General features: G+C 71.1%; 13 protein-coding genes and 2 pseudogenes. 8 read left to right on the top strand and 7 right to left on the bottom strand.

Translation table 11 applies throughout. The features are described from left to right. Nucleotides 1-15: 15 nt before the first annotated feature. A complete protein-coding gene (locus ACQEVS_RS21630) occupies nt 16-2,181 on the bottom strand; it encodes a hypothetical protein (RefSeq protein WP_433022773.1) in 2,166 nt (721 codons plus the stop codon). Between the two features lie 261 nt (nt 2,182-2,442). On the opposite strand from ACQEVS_RS21630, the gene ACQEVS_RS21625 reads away from it, so the two are divergent. The 3 genes from ACQEVS_RS21625 to ACQEVS_RS21615 all read left to right on the top strand — a co-directional run bounded on the left by ACQEVS_RS21625 (nt 2,443) and on the right by ACQEVS_RS21615 (nt 5,970). Continuing rightward, entirely contained in the window at nt 2,443-3,843 is a 1,401-nt protein-coding gene (locus tag ACQEVS_RS21625; protein WP_433022771.1) for a hypothetical protein, read from the top strand. 81 nt (nt 3,844-3,924) lie between these two features. After that, nucleotides 3,925-4,110: a hypothetical protein gene (locus ACQEVS_RS21620; protein ID WP_433022769.1), complete on the top strand. Its 186-nt coding sequence runs from the start codon at nt 3,925-3,927 to the stop codon at nt 4,108-4,110. 111 nt (nt 4,111-4,221) lie between these two features. After that, nucleotides 4,222-5,970, top strand: coding sequence for a DUF6119 family protein (locus tag ACQEVS_RS21615; RefSeq protein ID WP_433022767.1), 1,749 nt, complete (start codon nt 4,222-4,224; stop codon nt 5,968-5,970). 793 nt (nt 5,971-6,763) lie between these two features. Here the strand turns inward: ACQEVS_RS21615 and ACQEVS_RS21610 are convergent. From ACQEVS_RS21610 to ychF, 3 genes are all read right to left on the bottom strand, one after another. Continuing rightward, on the bottom strand, nt 6,764-7,177 hold the full coding sequence (locus ACQEVS_RS21610; RefSeq protein ID WP_433022765.1) for a DNA-binding protein: 414 nt from the start codon (nt 7,175-7,177) through the stop codon (nt 6,764-6,766). Next, nucleotides 7,159-7,443 carry a hypothetical protein gene (locus ACQEVS_RS21605; protein WP_433022763.1) on the bottom strand — a complete coding sequence of 95 codons (285 nt, stop codon included), beginning with the start codon at nt 7,441-7,443 and terminating at the stop codon, nt 7,159-7,161. Before ACQEVS_RS21605 ends, ACQEVS_RS21610 begins: the two co-directional genes overlap by 19 nt. 309 nt (nt 7,444-7,752) lie before the next feature. After that, nucleotides 7,753-8,841: a redox-regulated ATPase YchF gene (gene ychF, locus ACQEVS_RS21600; protein WP_433022761.1), complete on the bottom strand. Its 1,089-nt coding sequence runs from the start codon at nt 8,839-8,841 to the stop codon at nt 7,753-7,755. A gap of 199 nt (nt 8,842-9,040) precedes the next feature. On the opposite strand from ychF, the gene ACQEVS_RS21595 reads away from it, so the two are divergent. Further along, complete coding sequence (locus tag ACQEVS_RS21595) at nt 9,041-9,697, top strand: DUF6542 domain-containing protein (RefSeq protein ID WP_433022759.1); 657 nt, start codon at nt 9,041-9,043, stop codon at nt 9,695-9,697. Here ACQEVS_RS21595 and ppgK read toward each other — a convergent pair. Beyond that, nucleotides 9,579-10,357 (bottom strand): annotated as a pseudogene (ppgK, locus tag ACQEVS_RS21590) (polyphosphate--glucose phosphotransferase). The gene ACQEVS_RS21595 and the pseudogene ppgK overlap by 119 nt on opposite strands. A 29-nt stretch (nt 10,358-10,386) precedes the next feature. Further along, nucleotides 10,387-11,409, bottom strand: coding sequence for a 4-hydroxy-3-methylbut-2-enyl diphosphate reductase (locus ACQEVS_RS21585; protein ID WP_433022757.1), 1,023 nt, complete (start codon nt 11,407-11,409; stop codon nt 10,387-10,389). Between the two features lie 113 nt (nt 11,410-11,522). Here ACQEVS_RS21585 and ACQEVS_RS21580 point away from each other — a divergent pair, with 113 nt between their 5' ends. The 4 genes and pseudogenes from ACQEVS_RS21580 (at nt 11,523) to ACQEVS_RS21565 (ending at nt 15,399) form a co-directional block, all read left to right on the top strand. Then, nucleotides 11,523-12,914, top strand: coding sequence for an APC family permease (locus ACQEVS_RS21580; RefSeq protein ID WP_433022755.1), 1,392 nt, complete (start codon nt 11,523-11,525; stop codon nt 12,912-12,914). 206 nt (nt 12,915-13,120) lie between these two features. Continuing rightward, a pseudogene (xseA, locus tag ACQEVS_RS21575) lies at nt 13,121-14,337 on the top strand (exodeoxyribonuclease VII large subunit). 40 nt (nt 14,338-14,377) lie between these two features. After that, entirely contained in the window at nt 14,378-14,656 is a 279-nt protein-coding gene (locus tag ACQEVS_RS21570) for an exodeoxyribonuclease VII small subunit (protein ID WP_433022753.1), read from the top strand. Nucleotides 14,657-14,808: 152 nt separating this feature from the next. Further along, nucleotides 14,809-15,399: a malonic semialdehyde reductase gene (locus ACQEVS_RS21565; RefSeq protein ID WP_433022751.1), complete on the top strand. Its 591-nt coding sequence runs from the start codon at nt 14,809-14,811 to the stop codon at nt 15,397-15,399. A 107-nt stretch (nt 15,400-15,506) separates the two neighbouring features. On the opposite strand, the gene ACQEVS_RS21560 is transcribed toward ACQEVS_RS21565, so the two are convergent. Then, nucleotides 15,507-16,085: a DUF4245 domain-containing protein gene (locus ACQEVS_RS21560; protein WP_433022749.1), complete on the bottom strand. Its 579-nt coding sequence runs from the start codon at nt 16,083-16,085 to the stop codon at nt 15,507-15,509. Nucleotides 16,086-16,237 lie beyond the last annotated feature (152 nt).

Below are 16,237 nucleotides of genomic sequence, written 5' to 3'. Positions count from 1 at the left end.
GCGCTCGGGTCTCCTTCAAGAGTCGGACGAGGGTCGGACGAGAGGGGGTTCGGTGAGGGTCAGCGTGCCGTCAACGAGGCCGGCGGCGGTCAGGGTGGTCAGGTCGTCGAGGGCCGCCGCGTGCTGGCGCAGCAGGGCTGTTCGGCGGGCGATGTCGGCCAGGAGGGCGTCGTAGCGCTCGGCCTCGTCGCTGGGGAGGTCGGGGATGAGGAGGTCTTCTATGCGGCGGGCGGGGCGGACCGCGCCGCTCACCCGCCGGTGTTCGGTGGCCGCCGAGCGCAGGAGCGCCGCCAGGGCGCGGGGCCGTACGGGATGCTCGGCGTCGGACCGTGCGCGCAGGACGCGGGCGGGGAAGGCGACCACCGACAGGCCCTCGTCGTCGACGTACGCGCCGAAGCTCGGGGTGGCGGTGACGACGATGTCGCCGGGTTCGGTGAAGTAGGCGTGCTCGTAGGTGGTGTGGAGTACGGCGCGGTCGATGCGGTGGCTGCCGACCGGCGCGCTGCCGGTGAGCTCGGCCGGGGTGAGGACCGTGTAGTGGCCCGCGCCGCCGGTGAGGAGGTGTTCGGCGGCGATGCGGTGGCCGGGCAGTCGGCGCAGGCGGCGGTCCTTGAGCAGGCGGGCCACGGTGGTGTGGCGGGCCGGCTGGTCGTCGGGGCGCAGGACGGCGTTGGCGCGGATCGTGGGCGCGTGGTCGAGGGCGCTGCGGGTGGCGTCGATCAGCTGCTGGAGGCGGAGTTCGGTCTCGGAGATGCGGGCCGGGCGTTCGACGACGGTGCGGGTGTAGCGGTCGGCGTGCGGGCGGTGCTGTGGGGTGAACGCGGCACCGGGTGCGCCGGTCAGCGCGGTGGCCCGGACGACGGCGGCGTTGCGCGGTTCGTGGCGGCTGTCCGCCCGCCAGCCGGCGTCGCGGAAGATGTCGATGTCCTCGGCCAGCGCGTCCAGGGTTTGCGGGGTGAGGGGGCGTGAGGAGAGGTCGGCGAGGAAGATCTGGCCGGTGCGCTTGTCTTCGGGGGTGCGGTGCAGGATCCAGATCGCGGTGCGGTGGGCCGAGCGGAAGGGGAGTACGCCTTCGGGGAGGTTGATCGCGGCCTTGAGGAGGTGCTGTTCCAGGAAGCCCCGGCGCAGACGGTCCGCTTCCCCGCGGGCGGGCAGGGGCCGGACGAGCGCGTCGGCGGGTCCCAGGACGATGGCAGTGCGGTCCTCGGCAAGGAGGTCGGTGAGGTCCTGCAGGCTTTGCAGGACGGCGAGCGGGCTGCGGGTCTCGGCCGCCTCATAGGGCAGGCAGCAGGCGATGACGTGCGGGTTTCCCCAGTCTTCCGTGGCTAGTTCCTCGCCGTCGGCAAGGTCCATCTCGAATTCCTGGACGCCCTGTGCCATGAGGCGGCGGCGGGCGAGCCGGGCCAGGTCCGGCATCGGGTCCGCGGAGAGGAAGAAAGGTGAGTCCTCGGCGTCGGACACGGATTCGTGCAGGGCGACCAAGAGATCGCCGCTCCGGGGATGCAGGACGGCGGCCGTTGTTCCTTCCTCGCGCTCGTTCAGTCGCGCGAGGCCGGTCAGGTGGGCCATCGTGCGGCTCACCAGCGGAATCGGTTCATCGGCGGCGAGGTCGTCGCAGCCCAGGCGGCGGCGCGCGTCCATGACCCGTTCGAGCGCTTCGGCCGGGGTGTAGGCGGCCTCGGTGAGCTGGTCGGCGAGTACGGCGAGCAGGGGGCCCTGACGGTCGGCGTCCGGCAGGTCGCGCAGCTCTCTTTGGAGGAAGGTGTCGTCGAAGTCGGTCTCGGCAGCACGCTCCAGGATCGCCTGCCAGGGCAGGTCGGCGAGCGGTTCGTCGAGGAGCTGGCGCAGGCAGAGCAGCGCCGTCACCGTGTCGACCAGCGCGCGAGCGGGCATCGCGCGCCGCCAGGCGGACAAGGTGTGGAGCACCAGCTCCGCCCGGATCTGGCCGGCGTCGGCATTGCCGCGGCCGGTGGACAGAAGCCATTCGGCGACTTCACGGCCGTCGAAGAGCGGGCTGGCTCCCTCGTACGCAATGGGCTCGGGGAAATCCGCGTGTCGGCGGGCCCAGGTGGTGACGACGGGGCGTTGGACCTGGGCCAAGGTGCCGATTTCGGCGTAACTGATCCGCCAGGAGATCTTCTCGGGCAGGATGGGAGCGGTTGCTTCACGTGCGTCGGCCATGCTGGTTCCGCTCCCTTCGTGATGACTGCCGCGCCCTCGGTCAGGGGCGCTTCTCTCAGTGCACTTCACACGCTACAGGCGATCGAGGCATGCACCGCCCCAGCATCTGATAACGGCGGTTATCAGGCTCTCGAATTATTTCTTCACCGGTCTCCTGGCACTCTGGTCACCGTCACCCCGGCATCACCCGCCGGGACGCTGGCCCCGTACGAGACACAGGGCCCGCGCCACACCGACAGATCAGGAACGGGGAACCACGTGATGACCGACACCACCGCCCTCGTACAGCACCTGAACAGCGATTTCTCTGCTGCCCATGACGCAGTGCTCGCCCGCATGAACGGGACCGCGAGCCCGGCGATCGAGCAGGCTCTGGCCCGCCCCGACCTCGCCGAGCCGATCGCCGCCGCCCTCGCCTACGCCGTGGTGCGGGCCCGCGGAGCCGTACGGGTCGCGGAGCGCGGCACCTGCCCGGCCGACCGCGTACGTCCGCTGCGCCGCGCCGTCGAGCGGATCGCCACCGAGCGCGCCAAGGCCGAAGCAGTGTGCGGGCCACTGCGCGGGCCCGCACAGCGGGCCTCCCACCGTCTTGGCCGCTCGCTGGAGCAGACGCCGGCCCGCGCTGTCCTCCCCGCCGCCCACCGGCAGGCGCTGGTCACCGCCTGCGCCGAGCTCGGTCTGCACGCGGACGCGTTCTCCGTCCCGCACCAGCGGAACGGCGCGTGGGCGCAGTCCCGGGGCCTGTTCGGCTCGGTTCCGTCCGAGGCCGTCCGCGAACTCGCCGCATGTGACGACACCGAGTTCGTCGCGGCGTTGCTGCACGATGCCCGCATGGCGGAGGATGAGCGCCTTGAACACCACCTGATCGTCGAGCGCTGGAACCGCCTGTCCGCGACCGCTCTGGCCTGGGGGCGCTACGCGATCGCCAACGCCGAACGGCGCGCGGTCTCCCGCCCGCTCCATGCCCGTCGGGACGTACTCGACGCGCTGGAGGACGCGCACGAAGACCTGGCCGTGCTGGCCTGCCGGGCCCGGGAGGCGAAGTACCAAGCTTTCCGGCTCACCTGTCGGGTCCGCGAGCTGACTGTCACCGGGAAGCGTGCGTCGGTCGCCGCCGCCGCTCACCGGCGTGCGCATGAGCTGCTTCAGGTCTCCCATCCCGAGGAACTCGCCGAGATCGCCGAGGCTGTGCGGGCGCACCAGGTGGACTGCCCGTTCCGCGCCGACGGGTGCCCGGACTGCCAGCGGGTCGTGTTGAAGGGCCTTTCGGGCCGGTGTCAGGAAGCCCCAGGGTCACGGCCGGAACCCACCTCACCGCCCCAGCCCGCCGACGCCTCTGGCCCTGGCGTCACGTACGCGTCCTTCGGCGCCGAAGAGCGGTACGCCGCCCTGAACGACATCCCCGGCGGGGCTCGGGTCGTGGTCTCCGACGCCGCGATCGGCGAGGACTCCGCCCTCTGCGGCTACGGCTGGGCCGCCGAGGACGGCACGACGGGGCACGGCGACTCGATGGCCTCCACCAGCGGCGAGGCCAAGATCATCGGCGTGTGCGCCGCCGCGCTCGCCGCCCTCACACTCACGCCAACGACGAGTTCCTCGTGCTCTGCGACAGCAGGCAGGCCGTCGACGCCGTCCAGGAAGTCCTGGAGCACGGCGACGTGACCCGCGCCCAGGAGGCCGTCCTGTTCCCCGAGGCCGGCGAACTGCTCACGCGCCTCCTCCCCATACGCGCACCGGATCACGGTGCGCTGGCTCAAGGGGCACATCGGCCACGATCTCAACGAAGCCGCGGACGCCCTCGCGGGCCTGGCGCTGCGCCAGGCCGGTGGCCGGATCGCCGAACGCACCGCACACCGCGCCCGGGCCAGGACCACGTCCCGCATCGCAACGCAGTACCTGCCCCGGCGGAGCATGCCGCACGCGGCCTGACCCGGCCCTCCTTGCCCGGCGCTCCCACCCCTGTCCCTCTCGCCCCCCACCCATCCCGTACGGCCCGTCGTGTTACCGAACCGCACCGCAACCTCGCCTCAGGAGGCACCTGTGTCCAGCACCGCGTCCAAGCGCACCCTCTACCGCCTGACCCATGTCGAGGCGACCCCCGACGCGATGCTCGAGGCCCTCGACCTCGACTCTCTCGACACCCTGGACGCGATCGTGCGCGACGTCAGCGACCACCTGGGAGTCCCCGCCCTCGCGGTCTCCTACGCCGTAGCGAAGGAGGAAGCCGCCTGGGGCAAGGACATCCTCCGGCTCGCCAACGATGCAGACCTCCTGCAGAGCGAGCAGCGCACCGGCGCGCTGCTCGTGCTCGCCGTCGACGACGTGGTGTACGCGATCGGCTTCGACCAGGGCTACCGGCTGCTCCCCGCCCGCCTCAAGGACGTGCGCTTCGGCCTGTCCTTCGGTATCCGTGCCATCAACCCCCGGCAGGTGCGGGACTTCACCGCCAGTGTCCTCGGCCAGGCCCGTATCGACAGCTCCCTCGTCCCCACCGGCGCCTCCGTACCGGCACTCGGGCTCCGAGACCACGGCCGGATCATCCGTCACCTCGGGGGTTACCTCGACGAGGTCGACCTCACCGCGGGGAGCGACACCAGGAGCGGGGCGATGACCGCAGAGGGCGGCATCGGTCTCCGTATCAAGTTGGGCACCACCCCCACCACGCTGGTCAAGGACATCCGCGCCATCGCCTCGATCTGCGAACACGTCGCTCCCCACCCCGACCTCGCCTTTGTCGAGCACATCACCGCGGTCAAGGACCGCTCCCTCATCGACGCCCTCGACGCTGAACTGGACGCCACCCTCGGCCGTCCCGTGGACGGCAGGATCCTCACTGCCGTCCCCTTCTCCCAGAGCACCGACCTGTCCCGGTCCACCGCCTGCGCCATCAAGATCGGACCTTGCTCACCCCTCATCAGGGACGAGTTCAGCCTCGACTACGTCCTGGAGCGGGCCCGCGTGATCAAGGCGGGCGAACGCGTCAAGGCCCTCCGACAGGGCACCGTCGAACTGTTCCGCGACAAGCTCACCGCGCGGACCCCGCTCGCCCCGCGTGCCGGCTCCCTGGAAGCCCTGTCCACGGAATCCGCCGTGAAGTGGATCGAGGCGACCTTCTCCCTCGACTCCCGTACGTTCTGCCTGCTCGACGGCGAATGGTACGAGCTGGGGGCCGGCTACCTGCGCGACGTCAACGAGACCGTAGCCCCGCTGTTCACCGACTCGCCCTCCGTCGACCTCCCTCGCTGGCCTCTCATCGAGAAGCTCAACAAGAAGGGCATCCCCGTGATGCGTCCCATGGACGAAGGCGACTACAATGAGCTCGCCGCCAAGGCCCGTCCGGGCTGGGTCTGCATGGACAAGAAGAACGTGCGCAACCCCTTTCGGACGAGCAACAAGGTCGAGGTCTGCGACCTGTTCACCGACGACGACACGCTCGTCTTCGTGAAGCCCGCCCACGCCTCGGGCCCGCTGAGCCACCTGTACAACCAGGCGCGTGTCTCCGTCGAGCTCCTCTTCGAGAGCGCCGACGTCCGCGCGGAGTTCGCGCGCTCCGTATACGTCAACAGCGACGCAAGCCGCAGCATCCCCGACAACTTCACCCCGCGCCGCATCGTCTTCGCGATCCTCCTGAAGGACGGCGCCGCCCTCACCCCGGACTCGCTCTTCCCGTTCTCCGCCGTCACTCTGGCCCAGACCGCGAAGGCCCTCGCCGCGCGCGGAGTGATCGTGGAGGTCATCGGCATCGGCATCGAGTCGGCCCAGACCACCATGCTGGACGCGGCTGCATAGCCACCCGGGCCCGCTCACCACGTGCAGCGTTCCCGGAGCCTGGCCGAATCCGCTTCCTCTTGAGCGCACCCCTACCTGCGAGCGGCCGACGCTCCCAATGGCACCACCCGCCCCTCCACCCACACCGTCGCACAAACCCGCAGGTCAGAACCATGCGCACACCAGCCACGTTTGGCGACTCCCGCCGGGGGTGCACGTTTATGCAGGTTAGAGGCTGTCCCCTGGCTCTTCGTGAGATCGCCCGCAGAGGGCCTTTTCAGCACCTCCGAGGTCATTCTGCGCGTAAATAACCCTCGTTGAGAGGGCGCGTGCCAATACGTTCCCAGTTGCGGCACCGACATACGTCTGGCCGCCACTCGCCAGAGAGTCGTCCCTGGCCAGACCAGTCTGATTACCTATCAGCCAGGAACAGGGCGGGCGCCAAAGCGGCGCCCGCCCTGTTCCTGGCTGCTGGCTCGATCTGCTCCGCGCGTGTCGTCACGCCGCAACACGCACGTAGATCCATCCCCAACGCGAGCCGCCCGACGTGGATGCGGCTCTAGGGCTTTACGGGTGGGGAACCATGGCCAGAGCTTGGACAGTCCGCGGGGCCAGTACGGAGAGCGCGAAGAGCAGGCACTCGACGAGGGCGTGGTGATCGCTGCCTGGGAAGAGGTCGGCGATCTGAGCGGCTGCGCGTCGATCGCTGAGCGGCGGATCGCCGGTTACCGAAACCGGTAGTCCGCCGAATACTGGTAGCTCCACCACCACTCACTGATCAACCGTCGAAAGGCCGAAAGCGGACCAGGGGAACTCACACCGCCACGAGCCGTACCCGCTCGCCGCACAGCTTGGCCATGTCGTCAATATCGGAAGTCAGCATGACCACGGGGCGGTGCTGTCGCAGCGCGGCCTCGGCAACGGCCGCATCGATCGCGTACTTGTGTCCGTGCAAGCCGGCATTCATCAGCAACTTCGAGGCAGCTCTCGCCTCCTCGTCACCGACCGAGACGACCCGCAGCCCGGAAAGCACCCAGTTCAGCCGGGACTTATTCGTACGGGCGTGAACGGCTTCGATGATGGTGGGCGCACTGATCACGACCTCCATACCGCGTGAGCGTGCCTCAGCGATCAGAGCCACCACCTGCTCGTCGTCGGCGAGTAGCTTCGAGAATCCCTCGCTGTCGAGGACCAGCGTCCCCTCGTGACTCAACCTGCGGCGGGCCACTCGGCCTCCTCGGCGAACACCTCGTCGAAGACCTGACGCGCCCGTTGACGAGCCGGTTCGGCGACCGGCCCTTTGCGGCTCTCGTAGTCCGCCAGGTACTCGTCCAAGACCTGCCCGCGCAGCTCACGCTCGACCGCCTCGGCGATGAACGCGGAGAACTCCCGCTTACCCACCCGCGCCCGGATCGCCTCCGCGGTCCCCTCCGGCAGCGACAGGCTCACCCGCGTCGCCGGTCCTTCCCCGATGCTGTACGTCGACTCAGCCATGCCCCCGATTGTGTCAAACGAGTAGGAAAAGTGCTATGGCCGGAATCCGCACGACTCCGCAGGGGCGTGAAGAAGACGCGTGGTGGGTGAAGCCCCTCCCGCCCGTCCTCGTATCGAGCAGATCATCGCCCGAATCCCAGCACGGGCACCCTCAGCCCATCCCAGCACGGTATGGATGACCAGGGATGACGACAGGTGACGATGGGTCAGCTATCCCAGCACCGGAAAAACCAAGGGCCCGACCCCGAAGAGCCGGACCCATCTGACCTGCACGTTTGCTAGATCAGCGATGTGGTGCTACGAGACCCATCACACGTTGAAGCGGAACTCCACCACGTCCCCGTCCGCCATCACGTACTCCTTGCCCTCCATGCGGGCCTTGCCCGCCGAGCGGGCCTCGGCTACCGAGCCGCAGGTGACGAGGTCGTCGAAGGAGATGACCTCGGCCTTGATGAAGCCCTTCTGGAAGTCCGTGTGGATGACGCCGGCGGCCTCGGGGGCGGTGGCGCCCTTCTTGATGGTCCAGGCGCGGGATTCCTTGGGGCCGGCCGTCAGGTAGGTCTGGAGGCCGAGGGTGTCGAAGCCGACGCGGGCGAGGGTGGCGAGGCCGGGCTCCTCGGCGCCGACGGACTGGAGGAGCTCCATGGCGTCCTCCTCGTCCAGCTCGGCGAGGTCGGCCTCCAGCTTGGCGTTGAGGAAGATGGCCTCGGCGGGGGCGACCAGGGCGCGCTGCTCGGCCTTGAAGGCGTCGTCCGTCAGCTCGTCCTCGTCCACGTTGAAGACGTAGAGGAACGGCTTGGTGGTGAGGAGGTGGAGGTCGTGCAGGAGCTCCGCCTTCTCCGAGCCCTGGACGATGCCGGCGGAGAAGAGGGTGTTCCCCTCCTCCAGGATCGCCTTGGCCTCCTCGACGGCCTTGACCTTGGCGGCCTTGTCCTTCTGGATGCGGGACTCCTTGACCAGGCGCGGCAGCACCTTCTCGATGGTCTGGAGGTCCGCGAGGATCAGCTCGGTGTTGATGGTCTCGATGTCGTCCTTGGGCGAGACCTTGCCGTCGACGTGGACGACGTTCTCGTCCTTGAAGGCGCGGATGACCTGGCAGATCGCGTCGGACTCGCGGATGTTCGCGAGGAACTTGTTGCCCAGGCCCTCACCCTCGGAGGCGCCGCGCACGATGCCGGCGATGTCGACGAAGTCGACGGTGGCGGGGAGGACCTTCTGCGAACCGAAGATCTCCGCCAGCTTGGTCAGCCGGGCGTCGGGGACGCCGACGACGCCCACGTTGGGCTCGATGGTGGCGAACGGGTAGTTGGCCGCCAGCACGTCGTTCTTGGTCAGGGCGTTGAACAGCGTCGACTTGCCGACGTTGGGCAGACCGACGATTCCGATCGTGAGCGACACGTGGCGACTTCCTGATAGTGAGGGCCCAGGGCGAACAAAGGCAGCAAGGGGGCCCGGTCCGGGCCGGTCCACCAGTCTACGGGTCCGCGTCGGGCACCGGCCGGGGCGGACGGCTCCGCCGGGTCGAACGAACGGCCGACGGGGGCAGAGAGCGTGTCCAACGCCGGGTTCGCGGCGGTCCTCGACCTAGTTTGGACGGGTGGACCAACCCGGCGCACGCATCACCCAGCACAGGATCCGTCGCACGGCCCCGGTGCCCCGCCCGGCCGCCCCGGTGGGGCAGGGCAGAGGGGCGCCGGCCGGGCGGGAGCGGGCGGGCCGCACCCCGCCGCCGCTGCTGCGCGCGCTCCGTCGGGAGCAGCGCGAGCAGCGGGACCAGCCCGTCCGGCTGACCGGTCTGGGCAGCGGACTCCTGGCCGTCGTGGCGATGCTCGTCGCGGGGGTGCTGGTCGCCCGGCTGGCCGCCGGTTCCCCCGCCGCCTACGGGGTCCTCTTCACCCTCTGCTGCGCGGTCTGCGCGCTGGGGGTGCGGCCGGCGGAGTTGGTGGCCGCGCCGGTGAGCGCGCCCATCGCGTTCGCCGCGGGGGCGCTGCCCGTCACGGTCGCCACCGCCGGTTCCGGCGGGCTCGCCGGACGGGCGATGGCCCTGGTCGGCTTCCTGTCGCTGCAGGCCGGCTGGCTGTACGGCGGGACGCTGCTGGCCGCGCTGATCGTCCTCGGCCGCCGGGTGCGGCTGGTCAGGCGACGGCGGGCCGACGGGCGGACGGACGGACGGGCTCAGGCGCGGCGGCGGCCATCGCGGCCCCCACGATCCCCGCGTCGTTCTCCAGCTCAGCGGGAACGATCTCGGCACTGACGCCCTCGATCAGCGGCAGGAACCGCTCCGCCTTGCGGCTGACGCCCCCTCCGATGACGAAGAGCTCGGGCGAGAACAGCGCCTCGACGTGCCGCAGGTACTTCTGCACCCGGCGCGCCCACCGGTGCCAGCTGAGGTCGCCCTCCTCCTTGGCGCGGCTGGAGGCCCGCGTCTCGGCGTCGTGGCCGTCGAGTTCCAGGTGGCCGAGTTCGGTGTTGGGGACGAGCCGGCCGCCGGTGAAGACGGCGCTGCCGATGCCGGTGCCGAAGGTGAGCACGATGACGGTGCCCGTACGGCCCCGGCCCGCGCCGAAGGTCATCTCGGCGACGCCCGCCGCGTCCGCGTCGTTGAGCAGCGTCACGGGGGCGCCGATCCGCGCGCCGAGCAGGGCGGCGGCGTCCCGGCCGATCCAGCCCTTGTCGACATTGGCGGCCGTCCTGGTGACGCCGCCGGTGACCACGCCGGGGAAGGTGGCCCCGACCGGGCCCCGGACCAGCCGAAGTGGTCCAGCACCTCCTTGACGCGGTCGGCGACCGCGTCGGGGGTGGCCGGGTGCGGGGTGAGCACCTTGTGCCGTTCCACCGCCAGTACCCCGCGGGTCAGATCGACCGGGGCGCCCTTGATGCCGGATCCGCCGATGTCCACACCGAATGCGTCCATGGCGACCACGCTACGGGGGAAGGCCGCCGTCACCCCTCCGTAGACGTCCCCGAGGCGGTCCGCGGGCCCGCGACGGCCGCCGCGGCCTCGGCGCGCAGGTCGCGGCGGAGTTCCTTGGGGAGGGAGAAGGTGATGGACTCCTCGGCGGCCTTGACGGTCTCGACGTCTTCGTAGCCGCGGGCGGCGAGCCACTCCAGGACGCCCTCGACGAGGATCTCGGGGACGGAGGCGCCGGAGGTGACCCCCACGGTGGACACGCCCTCCAGCCACGCCTCGTCGATCTCCTCGGCGTAGTCGACCAGGTGGGCCGCGCCGGCGCCGGCGCCGAGGGCGACCTCGACCAGGCGGACGGAGTTGGAGGAGTTCTTGGAGCCGACGACGATGACGAGGTCGGCCTCGGCGCCCATCTGCTTCACCGCGGTCTGCCGGTTCTGCGTGGCGTAGCAGATGTCGTCCGACGGCGGGGAGAGCAGGTTGGGGAACTTGTTCTTCAGGGCGCCGACGGTCTCCATGGTCTCGTCGACGGAGAGGGTGGTCTGGGAGAGCCAGACGACCTTCTCCGGGTCGCGGACCTCGACGTTCGCCACGTCCTCGGGGCCGTCGACGAGCTGGATGTGGTCCGGGGCCTCGCCGGAGGTGCCGATGACCTCCTCGTGGCCCTCGTGGCCGATCAGGAGGATGTCGTAGTCCTCGCGCGCGTAGCGCACGGCTTCCTTGTGGACCTTCGTCACCAGCGGGCAGGTCGCGTCGATGGTGGCCAGCTTGCCCCGCTTGGCCTCGTCGTGGACGACCGGGGCGACGCCGTGCGCCGAGAAGATCACGATGTTGCCCTCGGGCACCTCGAACGTCTCGTCGACGAAGATCGCGCCCTTCTTCTCCAGGGTCTTGACCACGTATTTGTTGTGGACGATCTCATGGCGCACGTACACCGGCGCGCCGTACTGCTCCAGGGCCTTCTCGACGGCGATCACGGCACGGTCCACACCCGCGCAGTAGCCACGGGGGGCGGCGAGCAGGACCTTTCGAGCGCTGGTTGCAGTCATGCCGTCCATCGTACGGGCCGCCACCGACATCGGCGGCGCGTCCCGGTGCCCTCCCCCTGGCCGGGCCGAATACTGGCCGGACGGCCCCGCTCCGTCCGACCGACCGCAGGGGAGGCACCCGTATGCCGGCATCTTCAGCACCCCCTTTCCCGGAGTCCGGCGCCGACGGGGACGGAGGCGGGGGCGGGGGCGGCGCGCTCCGCCGCACGCTGACCTTTCGGGACCTCGTCGTCTACGGGCTGCTGTTCATCGCCCCGATGGCCCCCGTCGGCGTCTTCGGCACGCTGGTGGCCAAGGCGCACGGCGCGGTGGCCGCGGTGTACCTGGTGGCGACGGCCGCGATGGGGTTCACCGCGTACTCCTACGCGCGGATGGTGCGGGTGGTGCCACGGGCCGGTTCCGTCTACGCCTACGCGCGGGTGGGGCTGGGCGAGGGGGCGGGGTTCGTCGCGGGGTGGATGGCGCTGCTCGACTATCTGCTGATCCCCGCCGTGGCCTATCTGTTCTCGGGGATCGCGATGAACGCGCTGGTGCCGGCCGTGCACCCGTGGGTGTGGACGGCGGCCGCGGTCGCCGTGACGACCGGCCTCAACCTGTCAGGGGTGCGGGTGGCGGCGCTGGCGGGGTTCGTGGTGCTGGCGGTGGAGATCGCCGTGTTGTGCGTCTTCGTCGCCGCGGCGGCCTGGGCGCTGGCCGCGGACGGGCCCCGGCGCGGCTGGCTCACGCCGCTGACCGGCGAGGGGGCCTTCGACACGGGTGCCGTGCTGACGGCGGTGTCGGTGGCGGTGCTGTCGTACCTGGGGTTCGACGCGATCGCCGCGTTCGCGGAGGAGGCGGCGGGCGGGCCGGGGCGGGTGGCCCGCGCGGTGCTCACCTGTCTGGCGGCGGCGGGGGTCCTGTTCCTCGTCCAGACGTATCTGGCGGCGTTGCTGGTGCCGCTGTCGGCGGCGGAGCTCGCGGCCGAGCCGGCGCGGCAGGGGGCCGCGTTCTACGACACGGTGGACGCGTCTACCGGGCGGTGGCTGCACGATCTCGTCGCGGCGAGCAAGGCGGGCGGCGCCGCTTTCGCCGCTCTGTCCGGCCAGGCGGCCGCCGGGCGGCTGTTGTTCGCGATGGCTCGGGATCGGCGGCTGCCGAGTGCGTTGGCCGTCGTCGACCGGGGCACGGGGGTGCCGCGGCGGGCGGTGCTGTGCGCTGCCGTCGTCACGTTGGTCGCGGCGGTGTGGGCGGCGCGGCGGGGGGATGGGCTGGATCGGCTGGTGTCGGTGGTGGATGTGGGGGCGTTGGTGGCTTTTGGGTTGTTGCATTTGTCGGTTGTCGGGTGGTTCGCGGTACGGCGGCGGATGCGATGCGGCGTCGTTCGGGACGTGCTTGTGCCGCTGGTCGGGTTGGCTGTGGTGGTTGCGGTGCTCGTGCAGGCTGCCGAAGTGGCGCAGGTGGTGGGAGTGGTGTGGCTGGGGGCGGGGTTGGGGGTGCTCGCCGTTCAGGGTGCGGGGGCGCGCGGAGCGCGGTGAGGTGCCCCGGTCCCGCCCTTTCACCGTTTCTGCGGGGGCGAGCCCCCACACCCCCGAAGCACCCTGCGGGCGCTGTCCTCAAACGCCGGACGGGCTGATTAGTCAGCCCGTCCGGCGTTTGAGGACAAGGGGGGTCTGGGGCGCAGCCCCAGGAAACGGCGAAAGGGCGGGTCCGGGGCCACCCCACCCCCGATACCCTCGACCGCATGGCCCTCACCACCTCCCCCGACGCCCCCTCCCCGTCGGCCAGGTCTCCCGCCTCATCGGGGGCTGGATCGACCGTCTCGGTGCCGTCTGGGTCGAGGGGCAGATCACGCAGTTGTCGCGGCGGCCGGGGGCGGGGGTGGTGTTTCTGACGCTGCGGGATCCGTCGCATGACATCTCGCTCTCGGTGACCTGCTACCGCGCGGTGTTCGACCGGGTCGCGGACGTCGTGTCCGAAGGTGCGCGGGTCGTGGTGCACGCGAAGCCGGAGTGGTACGCGCCGCGCGGGTCGCTGTCGCTGCGGGCGGCGGAGATCCGGCCGGTGGGGGTCGGGGAGCTGCTGGCGCGGCTGGAGCAGCTGAGGAAGTCGCTGGCGCGGGAGGGGCTGTTCGACGCCGGGCGGAAGCGGCCGCTGCCGTTCCTGCCGCAGTTGATCGGTCTGGTCTGCGGGCGGGCGTCGGCCGCCGAGCGGGATGTGCTGGAGAACGCCCGGCACCGGTGGCCGGCCGTCCGCTTCGAGGTGCGCAATGTGCCGGTGCAGGGTGTGCACGCGGTGCCGAAGGTCGTCGAGGCGGTCCGGGAGCTGGACGCGCTCGACGAGGTGGACGTGATCATCGTCGCGCGCGGCGGCGGCAGCGTCGAGGACCTGCTGCCGTTCTCGGACGAGGAGCTGGTCCGGGCGGTGGCCGCGTGCCGGACGCCGGTGGTGTCGGCGATCGGGCACGAGCCGGACTCCCCGCTCCTCGACCTGGTGGCGGACCTGCGGGCCTCGACGCCCACCGACGCCGCCAAGCGCGTCGTCCCGGACGTGGGCGAGGAGCTGGCCCGCGTCGAGCAGCTGGGCGGCCGGGCGTTGCGCGCGGTGACCACGCTGCTGGACCGGGAGGAGCGCGGGCTGGCGGCCGTACGGGCGCGGCCGTGCATGGAGCGTCCGCAGCGGATGGTGGAGGAGCGCGAGGAGCAGGTGGAGGGGCTGTTGGGGCGGGTCCGGCGGACGTTCGGGCATCTGCTGGACCGCGCCGACTCGGAGCTGACGCACACGCACGCCCGGGTGGTGGCGCTCTCCCCCGCCGCGACGCTGCGCCGCGGGTACACCGTCCTGCAGCACGCCGACGGTTCGGTGGTCCGGGCCGCGGACGAGGTGGCGGCGGGCGAGGAACTGCGGGCGCGGGTCGCCGAGGGCGCGTTCACCGTACGCGCGGAGGGGCCGGCCGACTGAGCCCGTGGCGTCCCCGCCGGCAGGCCCTACGCTGGGCGGCATGGCGAAAACGGATGAGTCCGGCACCGGGACCGGCGCGGACGAGGAGCTGAGCGCGCTCGGCTACGAGCAGGCGCGGGACGAGCTGATCGAGGTCGTCCGGAGGCTGGAGACCGGCGGTCAGACGCTGGAGGAGTCGCTGGCGCTGTGGGAGCGCGGCGAGGCGCTGGCCCGGGTGTGCCGGCACTGGCTGGAGGGGGCGCGGGCGCGGCTGGACGCGGCGCTCTCCGCACCGGAGGCGGGAGCGGAGGCCGACGGGGGCCCGGTCGACGAGGGCTGAATCCCCGGCGAGAGCTGAATCCCCGGGTCCGTGCGGTCGGCAGCGCGGACCCCCGCAGCTTTAGTTTAAGATTCAGTTGAAAGTTCACACAGTTTGGCCTAAAGTAAAACCGGCCGACCCGAACACCCAGCACAGCAAAGAAGGTCACCCCCATGACTCTCGCCCTGGACACCGCCGCGCAGGACCTGCTCTTCCGCGAGGCTCACACGGCCAACGCGTTCACCGACGAGCCCGTCACCGACGAGCAGATGCAGGCGCTCTACGACCTGATCAAGTACGCCCCCACGGCGTTCAACCAGTCGCCGCTGCGCATCGTCCTGGTCCGCTCCGAGGAGGCCCGCGAGCGTCTGGTCGCCCACATGTCCGAGGGCAACCAGGCCAAGACCAAGGCGGCGCCGCTGGTCGCGATCCTGGCCGCCGACAGCGAGTTCCACGAGGAGCTGCCGGCCCTGTTCCCGCACTTCCCGCAGGCCAAGGACGTCTTCTTCAGCGAGCGCCCGGTCCGTGAGAAGTCCGCCGAGCTGAACGCCGCGCTGCAGGCCGGCTACTTCATCCTGGGCGTCCGCGCCGCCGGCCTGGCCGCCGGCCCGATGACCGGCTTCGACGCCGCGGGCATCCAGAAGGAGTTCCTGGACGCCGACCACACCCCGATGCTCGTCGTCAACATCGGCAAGCCGTCGGAGGACGCCTACCGTCCGCGCTCCCCGCGCCTGGCCTACGACCAGGTCGTGTCGGTCGTCTGACCGGCGCATCGGTCGCCTGACCGGCGAGCCGCCGCAGCCTTCCAGGGGCCCCTCGTGGGCCCCTTCGGCATGTCCGGGCCCGTCCGGGGGCGGCGCCGCCCCCGCGGTCAGCCCTTCGGCTTCGCGTCCAACTTCCCGTCCGTCTTCGCGTCCGTCTTCCCGTCCCGGAGCGCCGCGGCCATCTCCGTGAGCCGGCGGTCGGACGCGGTCCCGGCGATCACCGTCGTCGCCCCGTGCTCCGTCCGCACCAGGGCGTTGTACTTCTCACCCTCGTAGCGCTGCCAGACGGTGTCGCCCACCCGCTGTGTCCGCTTCGTCGGCTCCGCTTGCTGCGTGGAGTCCTCGATGAAGTCGCCCGCCGGGCCGTCACTCTGCTCGATCTGGACGTACTGGGTGTCAGGGTCGACGAAGCCCAGGTGCCACACCTTGCCCCCGCCGCGCTCCTGGCGGTACCAGACCGAGGTCGCGCGCCAGTCGGCACCGAGCCCCTCGGGGGCCACCACCGGGTACGGTGCCGCGCGCCGGGCGGAGGCGACCTCCACCTGGTAGGCGACGGTCCTCACCGGATCGCGACCGCTGCCCTCGTGCGGGAGCAGCAGATAGCCCGTGCCCGCCACCGGAATCGTCACCGCCAGCGACAGCAGCATGTTCCGTGCCGTCTTGTTCTTCCCGTTCCTGCCTGCCACGCCCCCATCGTCCCCCATGACCTCGACGATCATCACGCCGGAGGGGGTCACGGCCGCGTCGGGGCGGGTGGCGGGGCCTTGACGCCGCTCATGCGTGGGGCGCCCTGCTCATTCTCGAAATCAGCGGATAAAGTCATGGACACCCTCACCCT

The organism is Streptomyces sp. CA-181903 (assembly GCF_050937075.1).
GTDB lineage: Bacteria > Actinomycetota > Actinomycetes > Streptomycetales > Streptomycetaceae > Streptomyces.
The sequence above is the reverse complement of the archived record's forward strand: the minus strand, read 5'-3'. Positions and strand labels throughout refer to the sequence as shown.

Bases quoted from the DNA above. Each gene is read 5' to 3' on its own strand.
- ACQEVS_RS21630 (WP_433022773.1), bottom strand. From the start codon at position 2,181: ATGGCCGACGCACGTGAAGCAACCGCTCCCATCCTGCCCGAGAAGATC.
- ACQEVS_RS21625 (WP_433022771.1), top strand. From the start codon at position 2,443: ATGACCGACACCACCGCCCTCGTACAGCACCTGAACAGCGATTTCTCT.
- ACQEVS_RS21605 (WP_433022763.1), bottom strand. From the start codon at position 7,443: ATGGCTGAGTCGACGTACAGCATCGGGGAAGGACCGGCGACGCGGGTG.
- ACQEVS_RS21585 (WP_433022757.1), bottom strand. From the start codon at position 11,409: ATGGACGGCATGACTGCAACCAGCGCTCGAAAGGTCCTGCTCGCCGCC.
- ACQEVS_RS21580 (WP_433022755.1), top strand. From the start codon at position 11,523: ATGCCGGCATCTTCAGCACCCCCTTTCCCGGAGTCCGGCGCCGACGGG.
- ACQEVS_RS21570 (WP_433022753.1), top strand. From the start codon at position 14,378: ATGGCGAAAACGGATGAGTCCGGCACCGGGACCGGCGCGGACGAGGAG.
- ACQEVS_RS21565 (WP_433022751.1), top strand. From the start codon at position 14,809: ATGACTCTCGCCCTGGACACCGCCGCGCAGGACCTGCTCTTCCGCGAG.